7 protein-coding genes are annotated in these 10,173 nt (G+C 58.4%); 5 read left to right on the top strand and 2 right to left on the bottom strand.

Going from position 1 to position 10,173, the window contains the following annotated elements; genetic code table 11:
• Positions 1 to 155: 155 nt before the first annotated feature.
• On the bottom strand, positions 156 to 2,573 hold the full coding sequence (locus tag A37A_RS17635; RefSeq protein WP_018292030.1) for an AsmA-like C-terminal region-containing protein: 2,418 nt from the start codon (positions 2,571 to 2,573) through the stop codon (positions 156 to 158).
• Positions 2,574 to 2,652: 79 nt separating this feature from the next.
• Here A37A_RS17635 and A37A_RS0113540 point away from each other — a divergent pair, with 79 nt between their 5' ends.
• From A37A_RS0113540 to A37A_RS0113530, 3 genes are all read left to right on the top strand, one after another.
• A complete protein-coding gene (locus tag A37A_RS0113540) occupies positions 2,653 to 4,008 on the top strand; it encodes a glycine--tRNA ligase (protein ID WP_018292029.1) in 1,356 nt (451 codons plus the stop codon).
• Between the two features lie 210 nt (positions 4,009 to 4,218).
• A complete protein-coding gene (locus A37A_RS0113535) occupies positions 4,219 to 4,623 on the top strand; it encodes a hypothetical protein (protein ID WP_020494462.1) in 405 nt (134 codons plus the stop codon).
• A gap of 419 nt (positions 4,624 to 5,042) precedes the next feature.
• Positions 5,043 to 6,131 (top strand): fatty acid desaturase, encoded by a 1,089-nt coding sequence (locus tag A37A_RS0113530; RefSeq protein WP_018292026.1) that lies wholly within the window; start codon positions 5,043 to 5,045, stop codon positions 6,129 to 6,131.
• On the opposite strand, the gene nifV is transcribed toward A37A_RS0113530, so the two are convergent.
• Entirely contained in the window at positions 6,118 to 7,287 is a 1,170-nt protein-coding gene (gene nifV / locus A37A_RS17630; RefSeq protein WP_051076306.1) for a homocitrate synthase, read from the bottom strand. The genes A37A_RS0113530 and nifV overlap by 14 nt on opposite strands.
• Positions 7,288 to 7,684: 397 nt before the next feature.
• Between nifV and nifH the strand changes: the two genes are divergently transcribed.
• Both nifH and nifD read left to right on the top strand, forming a co-directional pair.
• Positions 7,685 to 8,572 (top strand): nitrogenase iron protein, encoded by an 888-nt coding sequence (nifH, locus tag A37A_RS0113515; RefSeq protein ID WP_018292023.1) that lies wholly within the window; start codon positions 7,685 to 7,687, stop codon positions 8,570 to 8,572.
• Between the two features lie 97 nt (positions 8,573 to 8,669).
• Complete coding sequence (gene nifD, locus A37A_RS0113510; RefSeq protein WP_020494460.1) at positions 8,670 to 10,145, top strand: nitrogenase molybdenum-iron protein alpha chain; 1,476 nt, start codon at positions 8,670 to 8,672, stop codon at positions 10,143 to 10,145.
• Positions 10,146 to 10,173: the final 28 nt, after the last annotated feature.

Genomic DNA, 10,173 nt, shown 5'->3' with positions numbered 1-10,173 from the left:
CCGAATGCGGGAAATCCGCCTGTTCGGTTTGATGAGCGGGGAGTGGAAACGGCCGATAGGGAGAGATACTCAGGCACTGTCATACCGAAAGGGGCAGCTCCCGCTATGGCTCTCCTACGTCGCACCGCGCCATTCCTCGACTTCACACAGGCAGGTTAAAAATTGCGCGACTTCCAGTTGGGAGCGGCGAGCTTGCCCGAGCCATGATATTCGAAAAGCTTGCTGATCGGGAACAAAAGGGTCCCCATGGGGCCGCGAATATTGACCCGTGCATCGGCTTCCAGGTTGTCGTGCAGGAAGTTGTAGCTCCCCTTGCCGATGATCGTGAAGGCAACGCTAGCGATGCGGAATTGCTCCGTGGAGATCGCGCCGTTTCCCACGGTAAAATGGGAGTGTGCCTGATCGGCCTTGGCCATGGCGAAATCCGGAATGACGGCGCTCATGCTGGTAGAGAGGCCGCCTAAGAACGGGATCGAGAGGATGTAGCCGTCCTGGACGTCAAAATCGCCGTCACCGGTCAGTGAGGGAAGATTTCCGACAAAGCCGGATAAGCCGAGGTGGAATTGCAGGGGTCCCGAGCAGGTCTCGACACGGTAGAGGTCCGACATGACCTTGTGGAAATCGCCGCGGTCCAGGTCAAAAACGCAGTGAAAGAGGGAGCCTGCGGGTGGCGGTTGAAGCGCCACCTGAATGGTTCCATGCAGACTGCCGTCAAAAAGGGAGGCTTGGTCGATCTGCACGGTAAGCACGTTGCGACGGAGAAGGATGTAACCCTTCGGAGAAACGACGGGAAAATTCCGCTGGAAGAGGACATAGTTGAGCACCGAATCGGACTGGACATCGACCCGGAGATCGCTGACCGGATTCTTGCGGCCTTCATTCAGGTCGACGACTCCGCGCACCTCGAGTCGCGGCGGCTTTTGGAAACGGTAGGGCTGCACGTAGGCCGGAAACTTCTCTCCCAGAGTTGGCGCGCAGGCGATCACGTCGACCGCAGACGATAGATCGTGAACGGTCACAATCTTATGGCCGAAGTCGTTCTCGAAGTTCCCGGAGACCGTTCCCTCGGGCCGAGTTGCCGTGAAATGCGAGAAGTGGAGGGTGAGGTCTTGAAATCGGACGTTGGATTGCACGGAGCGGATGGCGACTCCTTTGTAGGAGCAGTTCTTTGCGGAAAAGCTGCCTTGGATTGCCCAGCGCTGCGGAGCAAACAAGCTCTGGCCGGTAATCTCTCCTCGCGCCCAGGGTGGTTCCTTCGAAAAGGAAAGAGACTCGAGGAAACGGTCGGCGGCGGAGCCGGCCACTCCGAGGAAAAGAGTCGGGTCCATGGTGGATTCGGCCTTGATGCGCAGCTTCGGCGGAGAACTCTCGTAGAGAAATTCCGCATCAATCTTTCCCGTGGGGGATCGGAGCTTTGCCTCTGGAATGAAGAGCCGCGCGCCGTCGAACGCAATAGGAATCGAAAGCTCGTCGAAAGGATGGCCCCGGTAGCGGAATTGATGCCAATGGAGATCGGCGGAGAAACGGAGGAAGCGTTCGGTCGATCCCCATTTGGCGGTCAGCCGCCCGCTCAGGCTGGGGAGATCCAGAAAGTGGAGATCTTGGAGGGTGGCGGCGACCCTCTCCGGCAGCGAAGGGCGGAGTACGGTGGGGTCGGCGTTGCTCAAAAGTTCGACGAAACCGGTCTGTTTGAGCAGGTCGGCCTCTCCCCAAAGCGAGACTTCACCCCTGGGAAATCCGAGGTGCAGCTCTTCCAGGCGGAGGAGATGTCCGGCCATGCGCAGATCTCCGGCAAGGCGTCCCAGAGGAATCTGCCGCCAGGAAATCGGAGAGGAGAGGATCCGGCAGTGGATGCTGGCCTCCCAAGGGTCCTTGGTGGCCATCGAGAGATCGACCTCTACGGGAATCGGCTGCTGGGTCTCAATCTCATCGATCGTGGCGAGGGTGCGATGCCAAAGGAGGTCGAACGCCTCCTGCTCTTGAGGAGAGGGAGCCGGGAAGGATGGATAGCCGCTGAGGAGGATGCGCCCCTTGAGCAGAAGCTCGAGATTGAGGACGCGGGCGCTCGCGTGCAGGACCTCGAGGGCGCCCGGGACAAAGTTGACCCGGGCGGAAACCTGGGAAAGCTCGACTTCGCTCCGCGGCGTGATCGGAAGGTAGATCGTGGCGTTGTAAACGGAAGCATTCTTGATCCAAGGCTTGCCTTTCCACCAGGCCAACCAGGCGACGGAGAGGCGTACGCGATCGATCTGTAGCCAGATTTCCTGCCGATCCCGGTTGCGGAAGACGGCGACCCGGCTGGCGACGAGATGGCCTAACGGATCGAGCGAGAGGCGGCCGACGGAGATCGTAATATCGCGCGCCTCCAGCTCCGCCAGAAGGACGTTTTTGATTTGCGCGGGAACTCCATAGAACCGTAATAGGAGGAATGCGGCTACGAGAATCGCCGAAAGCAGCCCAACCGTGGAGAGAACAAAGTGGCTGGCGACTCGGGCGGCGAAGCCGGAAAGGATGCGCAGGACCGGTGTTTTAGAGGGGGGGTGCTCTTTCCTTGTCTTCGGCCTTCGTGACATTGACTCCTAACTACCCCCATTGCTCCGCGACAGGTTGGCCGCGCGGTCGTTCGTTTGCCTTATGACAGAAGAACCCTTAATGGAAAAGCTTGTTGCGCTCTGCAAGCGTCGCGGCTTTGTCTATCCCTCCTCCGAAATTTACGGGGGACTGAATGGCCTCTGGGACTTTGGCCCCCTGGGGGTAGAGCTCAAGAGAAATATCAAGGAGCTTTGGTGGCGCTCGATGACCCAGTTGCGCGATGACATCGTGGGTCTCGATGGTTCGATTCTCATGAACCGCTCAGTCTGGAAAGCGAGCACGCATGAGGAGCAGTTCGTCGATTGGCTGGTCGACTGCAAGACGTGCCAGGCACGCTTTCGCGTCGATCAGCTCGCCGATGCGCGTTGCCCCCAAAAATCCTCCAAGCATCCCGGGGAGTGCGGAGGGGAGATGACAGAGCCGAGGAGATTCAATCTCCTTTTCCGGACCTACGTTGGCCCCTTGGAGGAGGAGAGCGCGTTGACCTATCTCCGCCCGGAGACGGCGCAAGCGATGTTCGTTCAGTTTCGGAACGTGCTCGAGACCTCGCGCAAGAAAATCCCCTTCGGCATTGCGCAAATCGGAAAATCGTTTCGTAACGAGGTGAATCCGCGGAATTTCCTCTTCCGCTCTCGGGAGTTTGAGCAGATGGAGGTGGAGTATTTCGTTCGGCCGGGGACTGGACTCGAGGAGTTGGAAAAGTGGAAGGAGGCTCGGCTCTCGTGGTATGAATCGATCGGTCTGCCGCGTCACCACATCCACGTGCGGGACGTGCCCGAGGGCGAGAGGGCCTTCTACTCGGAGAAGACCTATGATCTGGAGTACGTCTTCCCGTTCGGGCGCCAGGAGCTAGAAGGAGTTGCCTACCGGACTGATTTCGACTTGCGTCAGCATGGAGTCGCCAGCGGCAAGCCGCTCGAATATTTCGACGAGGAGACAGGGCAGAAATATATTCCGCATGTCATCGAGCCGAGCGGAGGGGTCGATCGAACATTCCTCGCGATCCTCTGCGAGGCGTATGACGAGGAGGATGTCGTCGCGGAAGGCGGGAAAGTCGAAAAGCGGGTGGTCCTCCACTTTTCCCCCCGCGTGGCGCCGATCAAGGCCGGCGTCTTCCCCCTCCTCAAGAATAACGACGAGCTGGTTCGAAAGGCCCGCGAGGTCGCCGACCTCTTGCGGATGCAGTTGCGGATTTTCTACGATGAGAGCGGAGCGATCGGCCGCCGCTACCGCCGGATGGACGAGGTGGGAACCCCCTTCGGGGTGACGATCGACTTCGAAACCTTGGAAGGGGTGCGCTCCGGAGCGTTCGCCGGGGAAAAAGAGACGGTCACTGTTCGCGAGCGCGACTCCATGCGCCAGGAGCGTGTCCGCATCGCGGAGCTGCTCGAGTTCCTGAGACCGCGAGTTTCTTGAACCCAGCGCTCGCGGATCGCAGTCCGAGACCACGGTCGGATCTGCTTCCTGGCCTATTGGATGAAATGGCTTTCAATCTGCTCCGATTGTGTTCATGGAACGGGCGTCCAGTGCTGAGCGGAAGGATCAACCATGAGTGCGGAAATGCCCTTCCCAACTTTTTCTCCTTGCTCTCCCTTCGCCCACCTCCGATGGTGGCCAAGATTTGTTATGCGAGCGCCTGTTGCTGGCAAACGGCTTCTTTTCTTTTCTTCATTGGATGCGGTTCGGCTTTCTCCCGACGTACCTGTGCCTTTCCTTCCTTCCGACTTTGAGGCAAGAGAAGCGGTCTTGCTCTTCTTGCGGCAAAATCCGGATTTGCGGCCGGTGATCGCCAGCATGGCAAAGAAGCTTGAGGCCTATTTTAAGAACCGGTTGATCGCGTCTCTCGTATTGGGGGTCGTCGAAAATCCGGAGGAGCCAGACGACGGAATGCTTATGCTTTTCGTGACGGCACAGCTTTCGATCTCGGAAGGCCTGCGGAAATTCGAGACGTTCTGCCGGGAGTGGTGGTTTCGACAGCAGGCCTTTCGCGAAGGCAAGCTGGATGTTCATGTCGGGTTCTCCGAAGTTTGACTGGACAAGTTTTTGTCGCTGGCCAGTAACACTCCAAGAGTGTTTCTTTTCCTCTGTTCCCCGCGAGGCATGCCTACGCACCGCAATTAGCCGGGCGTACTATGCCGTCTTCTGTCCCGCCAAAACCCATTCCCATTTTTACCACCAGAGGGAGAAGGAAAGTCCGACAGGCAGGCTAGGAGCTTGGTCGACCGTAAATCTCGCTTTTGCCGCTTTTGCCCGAGAAGATAAAAAAAGGGTTGTATACCGGCAAGCCAGTGGGCTATATGCGTATGGAAGAATGGCTGTTTTCTCTTCGGATTGGAACAATATGTTGGTTAACGCGTTAAGGTCAAAGGCGGGCGGTCTTCCACTCCCCTTGTCTCCGAATTCTCCCCCCTTGCCTTGGTGCGTTTTCCTGACCACTGCAGATTGAGCATATGAATTGGCCGACAAGCATTTTTTTGATTTCCACCCTGGCTCTCGCTTTAGTCGCGACGCCGGCTTACGCCTTTTTCTACGGCATCGACTGGTACCAATGGGCGATTTTTTTCGGTCTCTTCCTAGCCACTGGATTGAGCATCACCCTCGGGTATCATCGCCTCTTTTCTCATCGATCCTTTGAGGCAAAATGGCCTGTGCGCCTCTTCGTGCTGCTCTTTGGGGCGGCTTCCTTTGAGGGGTCGGCCATTGCCTGGGTATCTGACCATCGGCATCACCACAAGCACGTCGATCATGACGAGGATCCCTATAACATTCGCAAGGGGTTTTTCCACGCGCATATCGGGTGGCTTCTCGTCAAGTTGGGGCCGGCGCATCCCTTGGACAACGTGCGGGATCTCCTTTCCGATCCTCTCTGCCGATGGCAGGACAAGTATGCAGTCCCCTTGGCATTCCTGGTTGGCTTTGGCCTGCCGACCGCCCTGGGCGCTTTGCACGGAGGATGGATCGGTGCCTTGGGTGGCTTCCTGGTCGGAGGCGTCACTCGAGTCGTCGTCGTGCAGCAGATGACATTTTTTATTAATTCGCTCTGCCACATGGTGGGCGATCAGCCCTATTCGTTTCGATGCACCGCTCGAGACAGCTGGATCATGGCGCTTTTTACTTTTGGAGAGGGTTACCACAATTTCCATCATGAGTTTCAGTACGACTATCGCAACGGAGTCAAACCGTGGCAGTGGGATCCGACGAAATGGACGATCTGGCTGCTGAATCGGGTTGGCCTGGTCAGCAACCTAAAGCGGGTTCCCTCGGAGAAGATCCTCTTGGCGGAGGTCGTGTCGGCTCAGCAGAGGATCCGCTCCCATCTTGCTCGCGTACAGGCTGCCGAATCGATGTGTCGCATCGCCGCCGCATGGCACGAATGTATGGACAAGATAGCTGCTTCCCTCACCACCTATCGGGAAGAACTGAATCATGCCATCGAGGAGAAGAAGCGCTTCTCGAGGGACGCGCTTCTGATGATCCGGAGAGAACTGCGGCTTGCGCTAGCCCAGTTGAAGATCGGATCGAGCATCATGGCCTCGTAGCCATCTCCTTGGCTGGCAAAGACGGACGGCTCCCCTCCCGGACGATCGTCGCCGAGAGGAGGTGAAGGAGTTCGGAGCGCTTCGGTGAGCGCTTCCGGGCGGATACGAAGGCGGAGATAGGCTCCCGCAGCGCTCCGGCTTCGGAAAGCGAGAGGTCGATTCCCAGCCGCCGATAGCTCCATTGAATCGCCCGGGGGCCGGAATGCTTGCCTAAAACGAACTCGTGGGAGCGTCCCAGCTCGTTGGGATCGAAAGCTTGGTAATTCCGCGGATCCTTGAGGAGCCCATCCACGTGGATTCCCGATTCATGGGTGAAGACGGCTCTGCCCACGATGCTTTTCGCATCAGGAACCGGACGTCCTGAAATTTCGGATACCAGCCTGGAAAGCGAGGGAAGGGAAGCGCTCGGTACGCCGCAGTCGATTTGGCTGCCGTAGCGGAGGGCCGCCACGACCTCCTCGAGTGGCGCATTGCCCGCCCGCTCGCCTAGCCCGTTTACGGTGACGCTGATGTGTGTCGCCCCCGCTCGGTAGGCCGCCAGGGAGTTCGCAGTTGCCATTCCGAGGTCGTCATGCGCATGGATCTCGATTTCAATATCCACCGCGCGACGAAGCTTGCGGATCGACCGGAAGGTCGAGAAAGGATCGAGGATGCCGAGGGTATCGGCGAATCGATAGCGAGAGGCACCGGCCGCTTGGGCTGTCTCCGCGACCCGGAGGACGAAATCCAGGTCGGCGCGCGAGGAGTCTTCTCCCCCGACCGCCACCTCCATGCCAAGATCCATCGCTTCCCGGACGAACCGGCGGACCGTTTCAAGAACCCAACTGCGGGATCTTTGCAGCTTTTTCTCGATCTGAAGATCTGAGACCGGGACCGAAAGGTTGGCAAAACGGATGGGCAGGGCCTGGATCGCTTCCAAATCGGCCGGGTGCATTCTTCCCCAGGAGATGAGCCGGCAGCAGGGATCGGCAGTCGCTGCTATCGCCCGGAGGGTCTGCTGCTCCGCCCTGCCCATCACGGGAACGCCCGCTTCGATCTCGGGTACTCCCGCGGCGATGAGGGCTTGGACCAGGCGGAGCTTTTCTTCCCGGGAGAACGCGACTCCGGGAGCCTGCTCTCCGTCCCGGAGGGTGGTGTCGACCAGCCTTGGAGCCATTCGCACTTTTGGGGGATGCGTCATGTTTCTGTTACGAGCAAGAAACATGCCATGGAAGGCCCGCTCGCATCGGAACGGCCATTGGCTGAGGACCTGTTCGTTTCCCGACATTTTCTCTCCCTTTGTTGCCTTTAGCACCTCGCCGACCGGAGTCAGACGGCGAGGTGGGTCTGGTCCTCTTCTTTGCTCCCAGACCTCTGCTTCACTCCAGATCGGCGTTTTACAGAGGACGGCAGGGGGAAACCAGAGGAGGATCGCCGACCGGTCGGTAGAGGCTCAGCAGGTAGCAAAGAGATTGGCACGCCAGTTGCTCGTAATGGAATCGAGCGCCGAAGGGTGAGAGAAGGAAACGATCGCCCTCGGAAAATAAGGACAAAGAAAACAAGGGAGATCCACAATGAGCGAGTTGCGACAAATTGCCTTCTATGGAAAGGGAGGGATCGGGAAGTCGACCACTTCCCAGAACACTCTTGCCGCTTTGGCGGACCTGGGACAGAAGATCCTGATCGTCGGTTGCGATCCGAAAGCCGACTCCACCCGGCTGATCCTCCACTCAAAGAATCAGGACACGATTCTCCATCTGGCCGCGGAGGCCGGAAGCGTCGAGGATCTCGAGATCGAGGATGTGATGAAGGTCGGCTATAAGAACATCCGCTGCGTCGAGTCAGGCGGGCCCGAGCCGGGGGTTGGATGTGCCGGACGGGGGGTGATCACCTCGATCAACTTCCTGGAGGAAAACGGGGCCTACGAGGGAATCGACTACGTCTCCTACGATGTCCTCGGCGACGTGGTCTGCGGTGGATTCGCCATGCCGATCCGCGAAAACAAGGCGCAGGAGATCTACATCGTCATGTCGGGCGAGATGATGGCGATGTACGCCGCCAACAACATCTCCAAGGGAATTCTCAAGTATGCGAATTCCGGCGGGGTGCGGCTCGGCGGACTGATCTGCAACGAGCGGCAGACCGATCTAGAGCTGGAGTTGGCGGAAGCTCTGGCCGCCAAGCTCGGCACGACCCTCATTCACTTCGTGCCTCGGGATAACGTGGTGCAGCATGCCGAGCTCCGCCGGATGACGGTGATCGAATACGCGCCTGAGTCGAAGCAGGCCGAGGAGTATCGGATGCTGGCGAAGAAGATCCATGAGAACAAGGGGAATGGAGTGATTCCGACGCCCATTACCATGGATGAGCTCGAAGACCTGCTCATGCAGTTCGGCATCATGAAGCGGGAGGACGAATCGCTGGTGGGCAAGACCGCGGGAGAAGCGGTTCTTTGCGCGTAAGATAGAACGAGGGATTGGCCGGCTGGGTAGGCGGTTTTCCAGCCGGCACTCCTTCTTGCATGAGAGGAGAGATCAAACTGCGGAGGAAAAGAAAATCATGAGCCTGACAACGCCTGCGGTAGAGAACAGCCAAGAATTGAGCGCCCGGAACCGTGAACTGATCGAGGAGGTGCTGAAAGCCTACCCCGAAAAGGCGGTCAAGAAGCGTGCGAAGCATTTGGGAGTGCTCGAAGAAGGGAAGCCCGATTGCGGGGTTAAGTCCAACATCAAGTCCCTGCCCGGAGTGATGACGATCCGGGGCTGTGCGTATGCGGGCTCCAAGGGAGTGGTCTGGGGTCCGATCAAGGACATGATCCACATCAGCCACGGCCCGGTCGGCTGCGGTCAATACTCCTGGGCTTCTCGAAGGAACTACTACATCGGGACAACCGGCGTGGATACTTTTGTGACCTTGCAGTTCACGACGGATTTTCAAGAGCGCGATATCGTCTTTGGCGGCGATAAGAAACTTGCGAAGTCCCTTGAGGAGCTCCAGGAGCTCTTTCCTCTCAACAAGGGCATCACCATTCAATCCGAGTGCCCGATCGGCCTGATCGGCGACGACATCGAAGCGGTCGCGAAGGCAAAGACCAAGGAATTCAACGGGAAGACGATCGTCCCCGTACGTTGTGAAGGATTTCGCGGGGTCTCGCAATCCCTCGGCCACCATATCGCCAATGACAGCATCCGCGACTGGGTGCTCGATAAGACGGCCGGGAAGGAGCCCGAATGGGTCTCTACTCCCTACGACGTAGCAATCATCGGGGACTACAACATCGGGGGGGATGCCTGGTCTTCCCGGATCCTGCTCGAGGAGATGGGTCTCCGAGTGGTCGCGCAATGGTCGGGAGATGGAACGCTTAAGGAGCTCGAACGGACTCCCAAGGTGAAGCTCAACATCCTCCACTGCTACCGGTCGATGAACTACATCTCCCGCTACATGGAGGAGAAGCACGGGATTCCGTGGGTCGAGTACAACTTCTTCGGTCCGACGAAGATCGAGGAGTCGCTCCGGAAGATTGCGAGCCACTTCGACGACAAGATCAAGGAAGGGGCGGAGCGGGTGATTGCCAAATATCGTCCGATGGCCGATGCGGTGATTCAGAGGTTTCAGCCGCGCCTCAAGGGCAAGAAGGTCATGCTCTTCGTCGGTGGACTGCGCCCGCGGCACGTGATCGGGGCGTACGAAGATCTGGGCATGGAGGTGATCGGGACCGGCTACGAGTTCGGCCATAACGACGACTACCAGCGGACGACCCACGATGCGAAGGATGGCACCCTGATCTACGACGACGTGACTGGATACGAGTTCGAGAAGTTCGTGGAGAAGCTCGAGCCCGATCTCGTGGGGTCCGGCATCAAGGAGAAGTATGTCTTCCAAAAGATAGGAGTCCCCTTCCGCCAGATGCACTCCTGGGACTATTCGGGTCCCTACCACGGCTACGACGGGTTCGCCATCTTCGCGCGAGACATGGACATGGCGATCAACAATCCGGTTTGGGGATTGACGAAGGCGCCCTGGAAGAAAGGGTGAGCGCCGCAAGCAGGGCCTCGAGAAGCAA

Origin of the sequence: Verrucomicrobium sp. 3C, from assembly GCF_000379365.1 — a bacterium.
Classification (GTDB): Bacteria; Verrucomicrobiota; Verrucomicrobiia; order Methylacidiphilales; family Methylacidiphilaceae; genus Methylacidimicrobium.
This window is presented reverse-complemented; position numbering and strand designations above follow the sequence as displayed.

Bases quoted from the DNA above. Each gene is read 5' to 3' on its own strand.
- A37A_RS17635 (WP_018292030.1), bottom strand. From the start codon at position 2,573: ATGTCACGAAGGCCGAAGACAAGGAAAGAGCACCCCCCCTCTAAAACA.
- A37A_RS0113540 (WP_018292029.1), top strand. From the start codon at position 2,653: ATGGAAAAGCTTGTTGCGCTCTGCAAGCGTCGCGGCTTTGTCTATCCC.
- A37A_RS0113535 (WP_020494462.1), top strand. From the start codon at position 4,219: ATGCGAGCGCCTGTTGCTGGCAAACGGCTTCTTTTCTTTTCTTCATTG.
- A37A_RS0113530 (WP_018292026.1), top strand. From the start codon at position 5,043: ATGAATTGGCCGACAAGCATTTTTTTGATTTCCACCCTGGCTCTCGCT.
- nifV (WP_051076306.1), bottom strand. From the start codon at position 7,287: ATGGCTCCAAGGCTGGTCGACACCACCCTCCGGGACGGAGAGCAGGCT.
- nifH (WP_018292023.1), top strand. From the start codon at position 7,685: ATGAGCGAGTTGCGACAAATTGCCTTCTATGGAAAGGGAGGGATCGGG.
- nifD (WP_020494460.1), top strand. From the start codon at position 8,670: ATGAGCCTGACAACGCCTGCGGTAGAGAACAGCCAAGAATTGAGCGCC.